Origin of the sequence: Mycolicibacterium canariasense (genome assembly GCF_002101555.1) — a bacterium.
GTDB lineage: Bacteria > Actinomycetota > Actinomycetes > Mycobacteriales > Mycobacteriaceae > Mycobacterium > Mycobacterium canariasense.
In genome coordinates, this window is sequence record NZ_LQOL01000049.1 from 299,044 (window position 1) to 317,416 (window position 18,373).

17 protein-coding genes are annotated in these 18,373 nt (G+C 67.4%); 8 read left to right on the top strand and 9 right to left on the bottom strand.

All coding sequences use genetic code 11. The features are described 5' to 3' along the window. Positions 1–10 precede the first annotated feature (10 nt). Positions 11–490 carry a nitroreductase family deazaflavin-dependent oxidoreductase gene (locus AWB94_RS14165; protein WP_024451533.1) on the top strand — a complete coding sequence of 160 codons (480 nt, stop codon included), beginning with the start codon at positions 11–13 and terminating at the stop codon, positions 488–490. 37 nt (positions 491–527) lie between these two features. Here the strand turns inward: AWB94_RS14165 and AWB94_RS14170 are convergent, their stop codons facing one another. Continuing rightward, complete coding sequence (locus AWB94_RS14170; RefSeq protein WP_036397602.1) at positions 528–1,433, bottom strand: SDR family oxidoreductase; 906 nt, start codon at positions 1,431–1,433, stop codon at positions 528–530. 15 nt (positions 1,434–1,448) lie between these two features. Beyond that, positions 1,449–2,219 (bottom strand): SDR family oxidoreductase, encoded by a 771-nt coding sequence (locus AWB94_RS14175; RefSeq protein ID WP_036397603.1) that lies wholly within the window; start codon positions 2,217–2,219, stop codon positions 1,449–1,451. Between the two features lie 78 nt (positions 2,220–2,297). Between AWB94_RS14175 and echA20 the strand changes: the two genes are divergently transcribed. From echA20 to ipdC, 4 genes are read left to right on the top strand one after another with little or no spacing between them, the layout of a single operon-like run. Continuing rightward, on the top strand, positions 2,298–3,047 hold the full coding sequence (gene echA20, locus AWB94_RS14180) for a (7aS)-7a-methyl-1,5-dioxo-2,3,5,6,7,7a-hexahydro-1H-indene-carboxyl-CoA hydrolase (protein ID WP_337349931.1): 750 nt from the start codon (positions 2,298–2,300) through the stop codon (positions 3,045–3,047). Continuing rightward, entirely contained in the window at positions 3,044–3,913 is an 870-nt protein-coding gene (gene ipdA / locus AWB94_RS14185) for a cholesterol ring-cleaving hydrolase subunit IpdA (protein ID WP_062655909.1), read from the top strand. Before echA20 ends, ipdA begins: the two co-directional genes overlap by 4 nt. Next, complete coding sequence (gene ipdB, locus AWB94_RS14190; protein WP_062655910.1) at positions 3,910–4,656, top strand: cholesterol ring-cleaving hydrolase subunit IpdB; 747 nt, start codon at positions 3,910–3,912, stop codon at positions 4,654–4,656. Before ipdA ends, ipdB begins: the two co-directional genes overlap by 4 nt. Next, the gene (ipdC, locus tag AWB94_RS14195) at positions 4,653–5,726 is read left to right on the top strand and encodes a (3aS,4S,5R,7aS)-5-hydroxy-7a-methyl-1-oxo-octahydro-1H-indene-4-carboxyl-CoA dehydrogenase (protein ID WP_036397606.1); all 1,074 of its coding nucleotides are present in this window, start codon (positions 4,653–4,655) and stop codon (positions 5,724–5,726) included. Before ipdB ends, ipdC begins: the two co-directional genes overlap by 4 nt. Positions 5,727–5,750: 24 nt before the next feature. Here ipdC and AWB94_RS14200 read toward each other — a convergent pair whose 3' ends face one another. Beyond that, a complete protein-coding gene (locus AWB94_RS14200) occupies positions 5,751–8,042 on the bottom strand; it encodes an FdhF/YdeP family oxidoreductase (RefSeq protein WP_062655911.1) in 2,292 nt (763 codons plus the stop codon). 60 nt (positions 8,043–8,102) lie between these two features. Next, a complete protein-coding gene (locus AWB94_RS14205) occupies positions 8,103–9,092 on the bottom strand; it encodes a cation diffusion facilitator family transporter (protein WP_036397608.1) in 990 nt (329 codons plus the stop codon). 348 nt (positions 9,093–9,440) lie between these two features. On the opposite strand from AWB94_RS14205, the gene AWB94_RS14215 reads away from it, so the two are divergent. The 3 genes from AWB94_RS14215 (at position 9,441) to AWB94_RS14225 (ending at position 11,910) form a co-directional block, all read left to right on the top strand. Continuing rightward, a complete protein-coding gene (locus tag AWB94_RS14215) occupies positions 9,441–10,028 on the top strand; it encodes a type II toxin-antitoxin system RelB family anti-toxin (protein WP_062655913.1) in 588 nt (195 codons plus the stop codon). 92 nt (positions 10,029–10,120) lie between these two features. Beyond that, the gene (locus AWB94_RS14220; protein ID WP_062655914.1) at positions 10,121–11,521 is read left to right on the top strand and encodes an NAD(P)/FAD-dependent oxidoreductase; all 1,401 of its coding nucleotides are present in this window, start codon (positions 10,121–10,123) and stop codon (positions 11,519–11,521) included. Positions 11,522–11,535: 14 nt separating this feature from the next. After that, on the top strand, positions 11,536–11,910 hold the full coding sequence (locus tag AWB94_RS14225; RefSeq protein WP_064961261.1) for a cupin domain-containing protein: 375 nt from the start codon (positions 11,536–11,538) through the stop codon (positions 11,908–11,910). Between the two features lie 15 nt (positions 11,911–11,925). Here AWB94_RS14225 and fadA6 read toward each other — a convergent pair whose 3' ends face one another. Genes fadA6 through ipdE1 form a run of 5 tightly spaced genes read right to left on the bottom strand, consistent with a single transcriptional unit; the run spans position 11,926 to position 18,351 of the window. Continuing rightward, positions 11,926–13,074, bottom strand: a complete 1,149-nt coding sequence (gene fadA6, locus AWB94_RS14230) for a steroid 3-ketoacyl-CoA thiolase FadA6 (protein WP_062655915.1) — start codon at positions 13,072–13,074, stop codon at positions 11,926–11,928. Beyond that, positions 13,067–13,681 (bottom strand): TetR family transcriptional regulator KstR2, encoded by a 615-nt coding sequence (gene kstR2, locus AWB94_RS14235; protein WP_024451546.1) that lies wholly within the window; start codon positions 13,679–13,681, stop codon positions 13,067–13,069. The genes fadA6 and kstR2 overlap by 8 nt, the downstream gene beginning before the upstream one ends. 57 nt (positions 13,682–13,738) lie before the next feature. Then, a complete protein-coding gene (locus tag AWB94_RS36280; RefSeq protein ID WP_062655916.1) occupies positions 13,739–16,369 on the bottom strand; it encodes a cellulase family glycosylhydrolase in 2,631 nt (876 codons plus the stop codon). 45 nt (positions 16,370–16,414) lie between these two features. Beyond that, positions 16,415–17,206, bottom strand: a complete 792-nt coding sequence (gene ipdF, locus AWB94_RS14245; protein WP_062655917.1) for a (5R,7aS)-5-hydroxy-7a-methyl-1-oxo-2,3,5,6,7,7a-hexahydro-1H-indene-carboxyl-CoA reductase — start codon at positions 17,204–17,206, stop codon at positions 16,415–16,417. After that, the gene (gene ipdE1, locus AWB94_RS14250) at positions 17,203–18,351 is read right to left on the bottom strand and encodes an acyl-CoA dehydrogenase IpdE1 (RefSeq protein ID WP_062655918.1); all 1,149 of its coding nucleotides are present in this window, start codon (positions 18,349–18,351) and stop codon (positions 17,203–17,205) included. Before ipdE1 ends, ipdF begins: the two co-directional genes overlap by 4 nt. Positions 18,352–18,373 lie beyond the last annotated feature (22 nt).

Genomic DNA, 18,373 nt, shown 5'->3' on the forward strand with positions numbered 1-18,373 from the left:
GACCGCAGACATGGCCACTCCGCCTCGCCCACTCAATGCCAAGCAGGTCGAACGGCTCAACGCCCCGGCCACGGGCACCGCGATCAAGTGGATGTCGCGAGCCCAGACCTGGCTGTTCAAGAAGTCCGGCGGCAAGCTGGCCAACAAGTTCCTGCGCGGTGCCGAGGTCGGCATCCTGACCACGACGGGCCGCAAGACCGGAGAGTTGCGGGACAGTCCGTTGCTCTTCCTGCAGGAGGGCAGCCGGATCGTCCTGGTCGCCTCGCAGGGCGGTCGCGCCACCAACCCGATGTGGTACCTGAACCTGAAGGCCAACCCGAACATCAGCTTCCAGACCAAGAAAGAGAAGCTGAACCTGATCGCACGCGACGCGACCGACGCCGAACGCGACGAGTACTGGCCCAAGCTGGACGCCATGTACGCCGACTTCGCGAACTACCGGTCCTACACCGACCGCAAGATCCCGATCGTCATCTGCGACCCGGCGTAACCGGCCCCCGGCCGCGCCGGGGACCGACGGCCGCCGCTCAGGCGCCGTACACCGGCAGCGGGGTCCGCGACTTGGCCAACAGGTCGCCGACCACCGGCCCGAGTTCGGCCGGGTCCCAGCGGGCGCCCTTGTCGATCTCGGCACCACGCGCCCAGCCCTCGGCGACGCGGATGACGCCACCCTCGACCTCGAACACCCGGCCGGTGACGTCGCGGGATTCGGCACTGCCCAGCCACACCACCAGCGGCGAGATGTTCTCCGGAGCCATCGCGTCGAAATCCTGGTCCTGCGTGGACATCATGTCGGCGAACACCGTCTCGGTCATCCGGGTGCGCGCCGAGGGCGCGATGGCGTTGACGCGCACGCCGTAGCGGCCCATCTCGGCGGCGGCGACCAGGGTCAGGGCGGCGATGCCCGCCTTGGCGGCGCTGTAGTTGGCCTGCCCGACGCTGCCCTGCAGGCCGGCCCCGGAACTGGTGTTGATGATGCGGGCGTCGACGGTGTTACCGGCCTTGGACTGCGCGCGCCAGTACGCGGCGGCGTGCTTCATGGTGGCGAAGTGTCCCTTGAGGTGCACGGCGGTGACGGCGTCGAACTCCTCTTCCGACGTGTTGGCGAACATCCGGTCCCGCACGATGCCGGCGTTGTTGACCAGGACGTCGAGTCCACCGAACGCGTCGACCGCGGTCTGGATCAGGCCCTCGGCCTGCGCCCAGTCGGCGACGTTCGCACCACTGGTGACGGCTTCGCCTCCGGCGGAGACGATTTCGTCGACGACGGCCTGCGCGGCGCTGCCACCGCCGGCCGGCGACCCGTCCAGGCCCACACCGATGTCGTTGACCACCACGCGCGCGCCTTCGGCGGCGAACGCGAGCGCGTGCGCGCGGCCGATGCCGCCGCCGGCGCCCGTCACGATGACCACGCGGCCGTCGAGCAAACCCATTGTTGTTCTCTCCTTTTACTTGTTGGCGCTGGACGCCGCCAGGTAGGTCGGCGGCTCCCCGCCGCCGTGCACCTGGAGCGTGGCTCCGCTGATATACGACGCTGCTTCGGATGACAAAAAGGCTGCGGCCCAACCGATGTCAGCGGGCTTGGCCAACCGGCCCAGCGGGACCGTGGCGGCCACGGCGGCCACCGACCCGGCGTCGCCGTAGAACAGTTCGGACTGCTCGGTCTCGACCATGCCGACCACCACCGAGTTGACCCGGACCTTGGGCGCCCATTCGACGGCCAGGGTGGAGGTGAGGTTGTCGATGCCGGCCTTGGCCGCCCCGTAGGCGGCGGTGCCCGGCGTGGGCCGGTGCCCGCTGACACTGGAGATGTTCACGATCGACCCGCCGCTGCCCTGGGCCTGCATGACGGCGTTGGCGTGGGTGGATACCGACAGCGCGCCGATCAGGTTCAGCTCGATGATCTTGGTGCTGAATTTCGCCGAGGCGTCGGCGGCCAGCACATACGGGGAGCCGCCGGCATTGTTGACCACGACGTCGAGGCGGCCGTGCGCCGCGACGATCGCGTCGATCATGGCCTTGACAGATTCGTCGTCGCGGATATCGCAAGCATGGAACTCGTACGGCAGACCCTCGACGGGACGGCGCGCACAGGTGATGACGGTGGCGCCCTGGGCGGCGAACACCGAGCTGATCCCGGCGCCGACCCCGCGCACCCCGCCGGTCACCAGGACCACCCGGCCCGCCAGTTGCAGATTGATTCCAGCCGCGTCGGTCACTGTGCTAGCGTACCAAGCAAGTGCTTGCTTAGGTAGCGACCCCTTCAGGAAGTGACCGTGTCAGAAAAAGCGAAGACCATCACCACCGAGACAGTCGAGCCGGGCATCGTCTCGGTCACCGTCAACTACCCGCCGGTCAACGCCATCCCCTCCCGCGGCTGGTTCGAACTCGGCGACGCCATCACCGCCGCCGGCCGCGACCGCAGCACCCACGTGGTGATCCTGCGAGCCGAGGGCCGGGGCTTCAACGCCGGCGTGGACATCAAGGAGATGCAGAACACCGAGGGCTTCACCGCCCTGATCGACGCGAATCGCGGCTGCTACCACGCCTTCCGCGCGGTGTACGAATGCGAGGTGCCGGTGGTGGCCGCCGTCAACGGCTTCTGCGTCGGCGGTGGTATCGGACTGGTGGGCAACGCCGACGTGATCGTCGCCTCCGACGATGCCAAGTTCGGGCTGCCCGAGGTGGAGCGCGGCGCCCTCGGGGCCGCCACTCACCTGTCCCGCCTGGTGCCCCAGCACCTGATGCGCCGGTTGTTCTACACCGCCGCCACCGTCGACGCCGAAACCCTGCACCACTTCGGCTCGGTACACGAGGTGGTGCCGCGCGCCGACCTCGACGAGTCGGCCCTGCGGGTCGCGCGCGATATCGCCAACAAGGACACCCGGGTGATCCGGGCCGCCAAGGAGGCGCTGAACTTCATCGACGTCCAGCCGGTCAACGCGAGATACCGGATGGAACAGGGGTTCACCTTCGAACTCAACCTCGCCGGCGTGTCCGACGAGCACCGTGATGCCTTCGCCGGTACCGACAAGGGGTCGAAATGAGCAGCAAAATAACAACATTGGATGCCGCCGTGGCATCCATCGAGAGCGGCATGACCATCGGCATCGGCGGCTGGGGTTCCCGGCGCAAGCCGATGGCCTTCGTCCGCGCACTGCTGCGCACCGACGTGACGGACCTGACGGTCGTCACCTACGGCGGCCCCGATCTGGGCCTGCTGTGCTCGGCAGGCAAGGTCAAGCGGGTGTACTACGGCTTCGTGTCGCTGGACTCGCCGCCGTTCTACGATCCGTGGTTCGCCAAGGCCCGCACCACCGGCGCCATCGAGGCCCGCGAAATGGACGAGGGCATGCTGCGCTGCGGCCTACAGGCCGCCGCCCAGCGGTTGCCGTTCCTGCCGATCCGCGCCGGCCTGGGCAGCGATGTCCGTACCTTCTGGGGCGACGAACTCAAGACCGTCAAATCTCCCTACGACGACCAGGAACTCATCGCCATGCCGGCGCTGAACCTGGACGCGGCGTTCGTGCACATGAACCTCGGCGACGAGCGGGGCAATGCCGCCTACACCGGCATCGACCCCTACTTCGACGACCTGTTCCTGATGTCCGCGCAGCGGCGGTTGCTGTCGGTGGAACGCATCGTCTCCACCGACGAACTGGTGAAAGCCGTTCCGCCGCAGGCATTGCTGATCAACCGGATGATGGTCGACGCCGTCGTCGAGGCACCGGGCGGTGCGCACTTCACCACCAACGAGCCGGACTACCGGCGGGCTGAGAAGTTCCAGCGGCACTACGCCGAGGCCGCGGGCTCCGCCGAAACCTGGGCCCAGTTCGTCACGACGTACCTGTCCGGCAGTGAGGACGACTACCAAGCCGCCGTGCGTAAATTCGCCGAGGAGGCCAACCGATGACCACCACCCGTGCCGAGGTGTGCGCCGTCGCGTGCGCCGAATTGTTCCGCGATGCCGGCGAGATCATGGTGTCGCCGATGACCACCATCGTGTCGGTGGGTGCCCGGCTGGCCCGGCTGACCTTCTCCCCCGACATCGTGCTGACCGACGGTGAGGCGCGCATCATCGCCGACACCCCGGCCATCGGTGCGGCCGCCGCGATCGAGGGCTGGATGCCGTTCAACCGAGTCTTCGAGACCCTGGCCTGGGGCAAGCGCCACGTGGTGATGGGCGCCAACCAGATCGACCGGTACGGCAACCAGAACCTGTCGGCGTTCGGGCCGATCCAGCACCCGACTCGCCAGATGTTCGGGGTGCGCGGCGCGCCCGGTAACTCGATCAACCACGCCACCAGTTATTGGGTGGGCAACCATTCCAAGCGCGTGTTCACCGACAAGGTCGATATCGTGTCCGGAATCGGCTGGGACAAGGTCGATCCGAAGAACCCCGCCTATCGGTTCGCCAACATCTACCGGGTGGTGACCAACCTCGGGGTGTTCGACTTCAACGGTCCGGAGCACCAGATGCGGGCCGTGTCGCTGCATCCCGGCGTCGAGGCCGAACAGGTCGCCGAGAACACCTCGTTCGAGGTGCACGGCCTGGGCGACGCCGAGACCACCCGACTGCCCGATACCGAGGAGCAGCGCCTGCTGCGTGAGGTGATCGATCCGAAGTCGTTGCGGGACACAGAGGTCAAGCTGTGACCAGCTTGAAGACCCCGTTGACCGAACTGGTCGGCATCGAGCACCCCGTCGTCCAAACCGGGATGGGTTGGGTCGCGGGCGCCCGGCTGGTGTCCGCGACCTCGAATGCCGGCGGCCTGGGCATCCTGGCATCGGCGACCATGACGCTCGCGGAACTCCGGACCGCCGTCACCAAGGTCAAGGCCGCGACCGACAAACCGTTCGGCATCAACATCCGTGCCGACGCCGGCGACGCGAACGACCGCGTCGACCTCCTGATCCGCGAAGGAGTCAAAGTCGCCTCCTTCGCCCTGGCCCCCAAGCCCGACCTGATCGCCAAGCTCAAAGACGCCGGCGTGGTGGTCATTCCGTCGGTGGGGCTGGCCAAGCACGCCAAGAAGGTGGCGAGCTGGGGTGCCGACGCGGTGATCGTGCAGGGCGGTGAGGGCGGCGGCCACACCGGTCCGATCGCCACCACCCTGCTGCTGCCGTCGGTACTCGACGCGGTCGCCGACACCGGGATGCCGGTGGTGGCCGCCGGCGGGTTCTTCGACGGTCGCGGACTCGCCGCCGCCTTGACGTACGGCGCGGCCGGCGTCGCGATGGGCACCCGCTTCCTGCTGACGGCGGATTCGACGGTGCCCGACGCGGTCAAGCGCCGCTACCTGGATGCGGCGCTGGACGGCACCGTGGTGTCCACCCGGGTGGACGGGATGCCGCACCGCGTGCTGCGCACCGGCCTGGTCGAGAAGCTGGAAAGCGGTTCGCCGGTACGGGGTTTGGCCGCCGCGGTGGCCAACGCCCAGAAGTTCAAGAAGATGTCCGGCATGACCTGGAAGTCGATGATCACCGACGGTCTGGCGATGCGGCACGGCAAAGACCTCACCTGGTCGCAGGTGGTGATGGCGGCCAACACCCCGATGCTGCTCAAGGCCGGGCTGGTCGAGGGCAACACCGAGGCCGGCGTGCTGGCCTCGGGCCAGGTGGCCGGCATCCTCGACGACCTGCCGACCTGCGCCGAACTGGTCCCGGCGATCGTCGCCGAGGCGATCGAACATCTGGAGTCGGCCGCCAAGTACATCCAGGCCTGACTCCGGCGGCGCTCGTCGCCGGGGTCAGCCCGAGCGCTCCACCCGGACCTTGATGTTCTTCATGATCGGCTGATCGCTTTGCGTGCTGTAGTCGCCGATGGCGCACAGCACGTTCATCTCCGGCATATAGCCGGCGGCGTTCCCCCGGGGGATGCTGTACGGGATGGCCTTGTACCGGCGCAGCGATCGGGTACTGCCGTCACGTGCGGTGGCGACGATATCGACCTCGTCGAATTCCCGGATTCCGCGGTCGGCCATGTCCTCGGCGTTCATGAACACCAGGGTGCGCAGATTCTTCACACCGCGGTAGCGGTCATTGTCGGAGTACACCGTGGTGTTCCACTGGTCATGCGACCGTAGTGTCGCAAGGATCAGGCTGTCTTCGGCGACACCGTCGTCGGGCAGCGGGGGCGCCCAGAATTCGGCCTTGCCCGAGGGAGTCAGGAAGACGAGTTCGCGGGCCGGCTGCTTGATCCGGAACCCCAGCGGCAGGCGGACCCGCCTGTTGAAGTCCTCGAATCCGTCGAGCACCTTGGCCATCGTGTCGCGGATCCGGTCGTAATCCTCGACGTACCACTGCCACGGGGTGGCGCTGCCGGGAAGGGCCGCCGCCGCCATACCGGCGATGATGGCCGGCTCCGACATCAGCTCGGGGGATGCGGGCTTCTTCGTCCCCCGGGACAGATGCACCATGCTCATCGAATCCTCCACCGACGACGACTGCACGCCCGAGCGTTGGTGGTCCTTCTCGGTCCGGCCGAGGCAGGGCAGGATCAGCGCACGGCGGCCGTGGACGACGTGACTACGGTTCAGTTTGGTACTGACCTGCACGGTGAGCTCGCATTTCCGGAGCCCGGCATAGGTGTATTCGGTGTCGGGTGCGGCGGCGGCGAAATTGCCTCCCATACCCACGAACACCTTCAGTGCGCCGCTGTGCATGGCTTCGATGGTCCTGACGGTGTCCAGTCCGTGCGCGCGGGGCGGGTCGATCTTGCAGACCTCGGCCAGCCTGTCCAGGAATTCCTCGGTGGGTCGGTGATCGATACCGCAGGTGCGGTTGCCCTGCACATTGCTGTGGCCGCGTACCGGCGACGGGCCGGCGCCTTCCCGGCCCAGATTCCCCCGCAGCAGAAGCAGGTTGACGATCTCGCGGACGGTGTCGACGCCGTGTTCGTGCTGGGTGACGCCCAGACACCAGCTGATGATGCTGCGGTCGGCGTCCCGGTAGATCTTGGCCGCAGCGCGGATATCGCGCTCGGACACGCCCGATTTCGCTTCGATCTCGTCCCATGAGGTGGCTTCGACCACGTCACGGTACTGCTCGAATCCGGCGGTGAAGCGTTCGATGAACTCCGCGTCGAGCGCCTTGGGGTCGGTTTTCGACTGTTCCAGAACGACTTTGGCGATGCCACGGATCAGGGCCAGATCGCCGCCGATCCTGGGTTGCAGGTTCAAGGTGCTGGTCTTGGTCGATTTGAACGTCGCCATCCGCAGGAAGTCGTGCGGGATGATGGTCCTGGTGGCGCCGCCCTCGACGAGCGGGTTGATGTGCACGATCTGCGCGCCGCGGCGATAGGCCTCGGACAGCGCGGTCAACATCCGCGGCGCGTTGGACGCGGCGTTGACCCCGAGAACGAACAGGGCGTCGGCCGTCTCCCAGTCGGCCAGGTCCACGGTGCCCTTACCGGTGCCCAGCGCGGCCTGCATCGCGCGGCCACTGGCCTCATGACACATGTTCGAACAGTCGGGAAGATTGTTGGTCCCCAGCTCGCGGGCCATCAGCTGGTAGAGGAAGGTCGCTTCGTTGCCGAGTCGGCCCGATGTGTAATAGGCAGCCTGGTTCGGATCGTCGAGGCCGGCCAGGGCGGCGCCGACCAAGGCGAACGCATCCGCCCAGCCGATCGGCTCATAGTGGTCGGTATCCGGGTTGTAGACCATCGGTTCGGTCAGCCGGCCCTGGTCTTCCAGCGCGAAGTCACTCCAGTTCGCCAGCTCCGAGACCGTATGCGCGGCAAAGAACTCCCGCCCACAACGCTTGTGCGTCATCTCCCACGTGACGTGTTTGATGCCGTTCTCGCAAATGTCGAGCTTGAGGCCCTTGAGGTCGTCCGGCCACGCACAGCCGGGACAGTCGAACCCACCGTCCTCGTGGTTCATCTTCATGATGGCGCGGGGTCCGTCGAAGGGTTCACGCTCACGTGCCAGGAACTTGGTGACGCTGACGGCGGCTCCCCAGCCGGCGGCCGGGTGGTGATAGGGGTGGAACTCCGGGCGGTGCCGGTCGGTGTCGCTGTCCTCGGTCCCTCGGTCGGTCATGACCCCAGTCTGCTCGACGTCGAGCGCCGATGCCTACCGTCGGAGAGAATTCGTGATCGGTCAGCGATACCAGTCCGGAAGCTCACCCGGGCGCAGATCGGTGGTGTCACCGGGCCGGGTGAGCGTCAGCACCGCCCGCACGATGGTCGGCCGCGACTGCAGCTCGTCGGCGATGGCGTTCAACCGGGCGGCCACGTTGGATTCCGCCGCATCCCCGACCAGGTCGACGGCGGCGACCAGGTAGATCCGATCGGCACCAACCCATTCCATGTGCAGGTAGCTGACCCGCTCGACATCGTGGTGGTCCAGCAGGCCTTGCAGCGCCGTGTTGCGGGCCAGCGGGGTGACGGCTTCACCGGTCAGGAAGTCCATGTTGCGGCCGATGAGAAAGAGCGCCACCCCGCCCAACAGGACGCCCACCAGGATGGAGCCGACGGCATCCCAGACCGCGGCCCCGGTGAGCTGATGGGCCAGGATGCCCGCCGCGGCGATGACGATGCCGATCAACGCCGAGAGGTCCTCGGCGAACACCGAGCGCAACATCGGGTTGGACATCACCCGGACGTACCGCAACGGATGGATACGGCGTTGCGCGGCACCGGATCTGGTCTGTTGCAACGCTTGCAGAAACGATGTGCCCTCCAGCACGAAGGAGACCCCGAGGACCGCATACGCCCAGCCATATGAGGTCGCCTCCGATTCACCGCCGAGTGATTGCACGCCGTGCCAGACCGACACCGCGGCCCCGACCGTGAACAGGCCGAAGGCCGCGAACATCGACCAGATATAACCGGCGCGGCCATAGCCCAGCCGGTGGTCGGCATCGGCCGGTTTCATCGACCGGCGGGTACCGATCAGCAGGAACACCTCATTGCCGGTATCGGCCCACGAGTGCGCGGACTCGGCCAACATCGACGCCGACCCGGTGAGCCCGGCGACAACGGTCTTGGCAACGGCGATAAGCACATTCGCGCCGAGCGCGACGGCGACGGTCAGCAGGCTCTCGTTCTGAACCGCATCGGCTGCGGAATTCTCCCCCGAATTGCCCATGCTCAACCCTAGCGCCGAGGCCTACGGCCGAACGGCGGACCGATGTCAGCGCATCGGCCAGGCGGCGACTGCCTCCAGCACGCACGCCGCGCCGGTGACGGCGGCCAGCACGACGATCCCGGCCGCACGGATCAGGGTTCGTTTCATGCCCTCCATGACACCAGGGCGGCGTGAGCAGGTCCAACGACCATCGTCGATGCGAATCATCTGAGCGACAGATGCGGTCGTGGTCATGCCGATTCCGTCGTCGGGGTTGCGTCACCGCCATCGATGCCATACGTTCGACGAACACTTTGTTTAGTGATACAGAATGCATTGTTTGCAACCACGAACGGACGTCTCACCTTGATGCAATCTGGGGACGCGGGTGTCGCCGCGACCCCCGCGACGGCGGAATCCGATCTGGGTGCGCGGATCCGCGAATTCCGGTTGGCCCGCAAGTTGACTCTGCGCGACCTCGCCGGCCGGGCCGCGACGTCGGCGGGCTTCCTCAGCCAGCTGGAGCGCGGTCAGGTCAACGCCAGCGTCGGGACCCTGCGCCGGCTGTGCGAGGAACTCGGTGTCACGCTGCCCGACCTGTTCACCGACCACCATGCGCACGGCGCCCGCATCCTGCGCAGGCGGGACCGGCCGGAGATCCACGTCTCGGATACCAGCGCCAAATACCTGCTGTCCCAGAAGCCTTTGCGCAATCTTGAGGTCTATGTCGCCGAGTTCGCCCCGGGTGGCAGCGCGGGAGACGCCTACGTGCACGACGACTCGCAGGAGATCATGCTCGTCATCGCCGGCAGCATCGTGCTCGAGCTGGACGGGGCGATGCATCAGCTCGAGGCCGGTGACAGTGCCGAATACCGGACCTCGGTGCCGCACACCGTCCACAACCACAGCGCCGAACGCGCCGAACTTCTCTGGATCGTCAGCCCGCCGACGATATGAGGAGTGCCCCTCGGCGAGGGCGCTCTGCCGCACCGGCTTACGTGACGAAGACGAACAGGAGTACATCAGTGCCATCCGAGGTGCCTTCCCAGATGCCTTCCGACACCCCGACGCAGTTCATCAATGGTGGTGTGTCGTACTGGTACCGATCGATCGGTCTCCCCGAGCGGCGGCCCGCGCTACCGGGCGACCAGGAGGCCGACGTGTGTATCGTCGGCGCGGGCCTGACCGGTCTGTGGACCGCGTACTACCTCAAGCGGCAACAGCCCGACCTGCGTATCAGCATCCTGGAGAAGGAGTTCGCGGGATACGGCGCCTCCGGCCGCAACGGCGGGTGGTTGTCGGCCGAGTTGGCAGGCAACCGTGATGCCTATGCGGCGACGCACGGCCGTGAGGGTGTGGCCGACCTGATGCGGGCCATGCGGACTGCCGTCGACGACGTCATCGCCGTCACCGAGGCCGAAGGGATCGACGCCGATATCGTCAAGGACGGCCTGCTGGAGGTCGCCCGGTCGCGCGCGCAGCTGGGCCGGATGTACGAGACCCTGCGCTACGAACAGCAATGGGGTGCAGAGCCGGAGGATTTCGTCGCATTGTCGCGTGACGAACTGGACGAGCGCATCAAGGTCGCCGGCGCACTGGGCGGCTTGTACAGTCCGCACTGCGCGCGGGTGCAACCCGCCAAACTGGTGCTGGGCCTGGCCCGAGTCGTCGAGGACGCCGGTGTCACGATCTTCGAGAACACCACGGTCACCCGGATCGAGCAGGGCCGCGCCGTCACCGACCACGGGGTGGTCCGGGCGCCGGTGGTGCTGCGCTGTCTGGAGGGCTTCACCGCGAGCCTGGAAGGGCAGCGACGCGACTGGCTTCCGATGAACTCCTCGATGGTGATCACCGCGCCGCTGCCTGCGCAGGCATCCGACGAGATCGGTTGGCGCGGCGCGGAACTGCTCGGGGACTGCGCGCACGGGTACATGTACGCCCAGCGCACCGCCGACAACCGGATCGCCCTGGGTGGGCGGGGGATTCCCTACCGGTACGGCTCGCGCACCGATATCGACGGCGCCACCCAGGACTGGACGGTCCACGCGCTGACCGAGTTGATGCACGACATGTTCCCCGCGACGCGGTCGGTTCCCATCGTGCACGCGTGGTGCGGGGTGCTCGGTGTGCCTCGGGACTGGACGGCAACGGTCGACCTGGATCCGGTGACCGGTCTGGGGACGGCCGGCGGCTATGTCGGTAGCGGATTGACCACGACCAACCTCGCCGGCCGCACCCTCGCCGACCTGGTGCTGCGCCATGACACCGAGCTGACCCGGCTGCCGTGGGTGGGCCGCCGCGTCCGCCGTTGGGAACCGGAACCGTTGCGGTGGCTGGGCGTGCAGAGCATGTACGTGCTGTACCGGATGGCCGATCGGCGGGAAAGCGAGCGTGATCTCCCGGCCACCAGCCGGATTGCCCGTATCGCCAACATGATCACCGGACGTTGAGGGCGAAGGACCGCATGGGGCCTGTCGAACCGAGCGACCCGCACAGCCCGGTGGGCCTGCGCCACGTGCACGTCACGGAGACCGAACTGCCCGCACCGGAACCCAAGCCGACCAGCCGCAGCAATCAGCTGGAAGCCACCCTCGACGTGTGGGCGGCGGGAACCCTGTCCACCGGGGTCTGGGAATGCGGACCCGGCGAGTTCACCGCCGACCGTAGCGCCAATACCGAGGTGTGCCAGATCATCTCGGGGTACGGCACGGTGACCGGCGAAGACGGGACCGCCGCCGACATCGGTCCCGGTTCACTGCTGGTCCTGCCGCGCGGATGGCGTGGCACCTGGGTCGTCCGGGAGACGATCCGCAAGTCCTTCGTCATCGTCGACGGCTGACCGCCGGCCGGGCGTTCAGAGCCGTTCGATGATGGTCACGTTGGCGGTGCCGCCGCCCTCACACATGGTCTGCAGACCGTAACGACCGCCGGTGCGCTCCAACGTGTTCAGCATGGTGGCGAACAGTTTGGCACCGGTGGCGCCGAGCGGATGGCCCAGCGCGATGGCGCCGCCGCTCGGGTTCACCTTGGCCGGATCCGCGCCGGTCTCCTTCAGCCACGCCTGAACCACGGGGGCGAACGCCTCGTTGATCTCGACGGTGTCGATGTCCTCGATGGACAACCCGGTCTTCTGTAGCGCGTAGTGGGTGGCCGGGATCGGACCGGTGAGCATGTACACCGGGTCCGCGCCGCGGGCACTGATGTGGTGGATGCGGGCGCGCGGCTTGAGCCCGTGCGTCTTCACGGCGTTTTCCGAGGCGAGCAGTACCGCGCTGGCACCGTCGGAGATCTGGCTGGCCATCGCCGCGGTGAGCCGGCCACCCTCGACCAGGGTCTTGAGCCCGGCCATCTTCTCCAACGAGGTGTCGCGCGGGCCTTCGTCGGTGACGAATCCGTCGACCGGGATGATCTCGTTCTCGAAGTAGCCGGCCCGGATGGCCTCCTGTGCGCGCTGATGGCTGGTGAGCGCGTACTGCTCCATCTCTTCGCGGGACAGATTCCACTTCTCGGCGATCATTTCGGAGCCGCGGAACTGCGAGATCTCCTGGTCACCGTAGCGGTGCAGCCAGCTCTTGGATTCGTTGGTCGGTGACGTGAAGCCGAACTGTTCACCGACGATCATCGCCGAGCTGATCGGGATCTGGCTCATGTTCTGCATGCCACCGGCCACGATCACGTCGGCGGTGCCGGACATGATGGCCTGGGCGCCAAAGGAAATGGCCTGTTGCGAGGATCCGCACTGGCGATCCACCGTCACCCCTGGAACTTCCTCGGGGTAGCCGGCGGCGAGCCACGACAGCCGGGCGATGTTGCCGGCCTGGCCGCCGATGGCATCCACGCAGCCGGCGATCACGTCGTCGACGGCACTGGGATCCAGATCATTGCGGTCGAACAGTCCGCGCCAGGCGGCTGCCCCCAGGTCGACCGGATGTACTCCGGACAGCGATCCCCCGCGCTTGCCCACCGCGGTGCGAACGGCATCGATGACGTACGCCTCACCCATGACTGATCTCCTTTTTCGTTATGCCGCCGAGAACGATGGCCAGGTATTGCCGGCCGACTTCCTCGGCCGTGAGCGGTCCGCCCGGCTGATACCAGCGGACCGACACCCAGGTGGTGTCGCGGATGAACCGGTAGACCAGGTCGACATCGAGGTCCGGCCGGAACGATCCGTCGGCGACGCCCTGATTCAGCAGGTCCAGCCACATCTTGCGCTGTTCCCGGTTGCGCTTGTCGACGAAGTCGAACTGCGGCAGCGCGGACAGCCGCTTGGCCTCGTCCTGGTAGATCACGACCTGCGCGTGCCGGTGCTCGATCGCCTCGAACGACGCCAGGAACAGTCCCTTGAGTCGTTCCAGGGGACTGTCCTCGGAGGCCGCAATCTGTTCATACTTGGCGAACAGCCAATCCAGGAAGTCCCGGAGGACCTCCTCGACCATCTGCTCCTTGGACTTGAAATGGTGGTACAAACTGCCGGACAGGATGCCGGCGGAATCGGCGATATCGCGAACCGTGGTCGCCTTGAGGCCCCGTTCGGCGAACATCGTCGCGGCGAGCTGGAGAAGCTCGTCACGCCTGCTCGCCGGCTGACCGGGCGGTTCCGTCCCCATCTCCGCAGCATAGCAACCAAGCGCTTGCTAGGTCGAATATGTGGTTGATGGCTTGGCTCATGCCGATGCCGGCGTCACCCCCGCACCCGTCACGACCACGCTCACCGCGCCCGCCCCGTCGGCGGCGATGACCAGTTGCGCCGCCCCGGGCGCCGAGACCACCTGCCCGCCGGTGACGCTCACCTGATACCCGTCGGGGAACTGGACGGCGGGCACCGAGATGGTGGTCTGCGCCCCGGCCGGGAAGCTCCCCGAACCGTCGGCCTTGGTGGTCGAGTAGCTGAACCGGAAGGTGCCGTCGCGGTAACTCCACGACGTCGGGGTGCCCGACACGGCCTGCGGATAGGGCGCCGACAGCAGCTTCAGATTGCCGGTGTTGACATTGTCACCGGTCGGCGGCAACGCCGGGTCATAGACCAGCGCCTCACCGTCGTGCGTTCCGCTGGTGGTGATATCGCCCTTACCCGTGTAGGCCCACACCGCCCAGCTCATCAGGTAGCGGTCGGCGGCGCGCAGCTGCGCCGTCAGATCACCGCTGGCACTGGTGGCCCCGAACTCGTTCATGAACGCCGGGATATCGCGGTGCTCGGCGTAGTCGTGCGCGCCGCGGGCCAGGGCTTTGGCGATGTATCCGCACAGCGCGCTCAGGCTGGGCCCGCCGCAGTAATCGTGGAATGCCAACACGACATTCGGGTCGTCGACGGTGCCCAGCATGGTGGGGAAGCCGAGGATGTCCAGGATCTCGGAGACCGCCGGGTTGGCCGGCTCGATATACACCGCCGTGGTCGGGTCGACGGCCCGGATGGCCGCTATCACCTGGTTGTAGAACGGGGTCAACTGTTGGTATCCGAAGTGCGGGCTACCCAGCAGCGTCGGTAGCCAGGAGAAGCCGGGGAACGGCTCGTTCATCACGTCGTACCCGATCACGGCCGGATTGCCGCTGAAGTGGCTCGCGACGTTCTCCCACATCTGGGCGTAGGCGTCCTGTAACCCGAGCCCGGTCGGCGACTCGGCGTTGTTCCAGAACCGGGTCCAGGCGTAGTTCATGGCGGGGTTCAGGTAGTAGCTGCCCGGGAAACCGAAGTTCTGGTTGGGCAGCCCACCGGTCTGCGTCGCCCACTCGGGCGCGCCCTCACCGGCGAAGGTGCCACCGTAGAGGTCCTGGTGCATGTCGAGCAGCGTGTAGATGCCGTGATCGGCCAGCATCTGCACGGTCTGTTCGAGCGACGCCAGGTAAGCGGTGTCGTAGACGCCGGGTTCGGGTTCCACCGCCGCCCAGATGACACCCAGGCGCACCACGTTGAACCCGTTGGCCGCCAAGAACTCCGCGTCATCCTCGCTGAAGCCGCTGGCGGCCGGATCATAGGGCGCGATCTTGTAGACCTCATTGACGCCGTGCAGGATGACGACCTGCCCGTCGCTGTTGGTGATCCAGGTTCCGGTGGCGGACAGGCCCGTGCCCGAACTCCCCGGGATCGCCGTGCCGGTCCCGAAATGCCCGACGTCCCCGTGTGTTCCGAGCAGGCCGCCATTGCCGCCGGCACCACCGAGGGCCGGCAGCGTGGTGGCAGTTCCGCCCACGCCGCTCTTACCGGCATCCCCGCCGTCGCCACCGCTGCCGAGCAGCCGCGCGCCGTCCCCACCGTTGCCGCCCCTGCCGCCATCGGGTCCGGCACCACCGTCCCCGCCGGCACCGCCGATGCCGAACACCAAACCGGTTGCGTCGCCGCCGAATCCACCGGCACCGCCGACCTGGCCTGTCCCACCGTCTCCGCCGTCGCCGCCGATACCCATCAGCAGACCACCGGCGCCACCGCGGCCGCCGGCCGCCGCGGTTCCGCCGTTGCCACCCTCACCGCCGTTGCCGAGCAGTCCGGCCTTGCCACCGGCCCCGCCGGCCACCCCGGCTTCGGTGCTGTTCCAGCCTTTGCCGCCGTCGCCGAGCAACCAACCGGCCGCCCCGCCGTCGGGATGCGCTGCGGTGCCGTCGGCTCCGTCACCGATCACGTACGATCCGGCGGCCCTGTTGATGACACCGTTGACCTGACGGCCGAGCTCGGTATCGATCCAGGCCTCGGCCACCGTGTGAACCGGCGCGTAGACGAAACGCTGGAATGCTTCGGCCGACGACTTCGGCGGCGGGCCGGTGACCACGGTCTGCGCGGCGCGCACCACCGCCACCGTGACCGCGCTGACCCCGTTGACGATGACCCGCACCTGGCGGGCGACCCCGGTGACGACGGACTGGACAAGCCCGACCACCGCCGGCACCCGCGGCACGGCGTTGCCGCTCGCCGCCGCGAGCGGGGCCGCGTAGGCCGAAATAGCCGGGGTGGCTGGCTCTTTGGGTACCGAGGTGGCACGCATCGAGGGGGTGGCGGGCTCGGCCGTGGTGGCCGAGGAGGCCCTCGTCTGGGCGTCGGCCTTTTTCTTCTTGCGATGCGTGGTCGGCGGTTTGGGTGAATCCTGGCCGTCGGTTTCCGTTTTGGGTGTCTTGGTGTCAGCCGGAGTCTTGGTGTCAGCCGGTTTGGACTCGTCGGTCTTCGACTCACTGGTACTCGCCGAGGAGGTTCCGGTGTCGGATCCGGTGGGTGTGTCGGCCGCGGCCACACCCGCACCGGCCAGCATCGCCGCCGACACACCGGCGGTGACCAGGCCCGCACCCATCCACGCCGAGAGTTGCTGCATGAATTCGCACGCTAACCGACACCGGGCCGGAAATTGGCGGAATGGTCAGGCGCGCTGGCTGGACACCGAGATGATCTCTCCGGTCAGGTAGCTGGAGTAGTCGCTGGCCAGGAAGGCGATGGTGGTCGCAATCTCCCACGGTTCGGCGGCACGGCCGAAAGCCTCGTCACCGGCGAGGCGGTCCAGCAGTTCCGCCGACGACGTCTTCTCCAGGAATTTGTGCCGGGCGATGCTGGGCGACACGGCGTTGATCCGTACCCCGTATTCGACGGCTTCTATTGCGCTGCAACGGGTCAGCGCCATCACTCCGGCCTTGGCGGCGGCGTAGTGCGACTGCGAGTGCTGTGCGCGCCAGCCCAGCACGCTGGCATTGTTGACGATGACGCCGCCGTGCCCGGCCTCCCGGAAGTAGCGCAGCGCGGCCCGAGTGGCGCGCATGACCGAGGTCAGCGTGACATTGAGGACGCGATCCCACTCGTCGTCGGTCATGTCGATGACGGGTGTCTGACCACCGAGGCCGGCATTGTTGACCAGCACATCGATCCGGCCGGCCGCGGCCACCGCCTGGGTGATCAGCGCGTCGACGGCTTCGGTGGAGGTCACGTCGCAGACCACCGCGTCGACCTTGCCCAGGCCGAGTGCGGCCAGTTCGTCCCTGGTCTCGTTCAGCCGGCGCTCGTGGTAGTCGGAGACCACCACATCGGCGCCCTCGAGCAAGGCGCGCCGCGCCGTCGTCGACCCGATGCCGGTCCCCGCGGCGGCGGTCACCAGGACCACCTTGCCCGTCAGCAAGCCATGTCCCTCGATCTCCTGCGGTGCAACTGAAAGGTCGGTCATCCCTTTGCCTCTCGGGGAAGGCCGAGCACCCGCTCGGCGATGATGTTGCGCTGGATCTCGTTGGATCCGCCGTAGATGGTGTCCGAACGGGAGAACAGGTACAGCCGCTGCCATTCGTCGAACTCGCCGCCGGGCAGCGTCAGCCCGGCCATGCCCCGGACGTCCATGGCGATCTCACCGAGCTCGCGATGCCAGTTGGCCCACAACAGCTTTGACACGGAATCCTGGCCTGGTTGTTCGACATCCATGGTGGCCAGCGCGTAGGACCGCATGGCCTTGAGCCCGGTCCAGGATCGGGTGAGCCGCTCCCGGATGAGCGGATCGTCGACCGCGCCGGTGCGCTTGGCCAGCTCGACCAGATTGGCATGCTCACGGGCATAACGGATCTGCTGGCCGAGGGTGGACACGCCGCGCTCGAAGGTCAGTGTGCCCATGGCCACCCGCCAGCCGTCGCCGGGCTGCCCCACCACCAGCGACGCCTCGGTGCGGGCGTCGTCGAAGAACACCTCGTTGAACTCCGAGTCACCGGTCAGCTGGATGATCGGGCGGATCTGCACGCCGGGCTGATCCAGCGGCACCAGCAGATAGGACAGGCCGGCGTGCCGCTTGGACCCCTTCTCGGTGCGGGCCACCACGAAGCACCACTGCGCCCAGTGCGCCAGCGAGGTCCACACCTTCTGCCCGTTGATGACCCATTCGTCACCGTCCAGGGTCGCGGTGGTCGACACGTTCGCCAAGTCGCTGCCGGCATTGGGCTCGGAATAGCCCTGGCTCCACAGTTCGGTGACGTTGCGGATGCCCGGCAGGAAACGCTGCTGCTGTTCGGGGGTGCCGAACGCGATCAGGGTGGGTCCGAGCAGCTCCTCACCGAGGTGATTGACCTTGTCGGGGGCGTCGGCCTTGGCGTACTCCTCGTAGAACGCCACCCGGTGCGCGACGGTCAGGCCGCGGCCGCCGTGCTCCTCGGGCCAGCCCAGGCAGGTGAGGCCGGCGGCCGCCAGATGTTGGTTCCATGCGCGGCGTTCCGCGAAGGCCTCGTGCTCCCGCCCGGGACCGCCGAGGCCCTTGAGCGCTGCGTATTCGCCGACGAGATTCTCGGCGAGCCATTGCCGGACCTCGGCCCGGAAGTCCTCGACCTCTATCACCCTTGTAGGCTAACCTACCAAG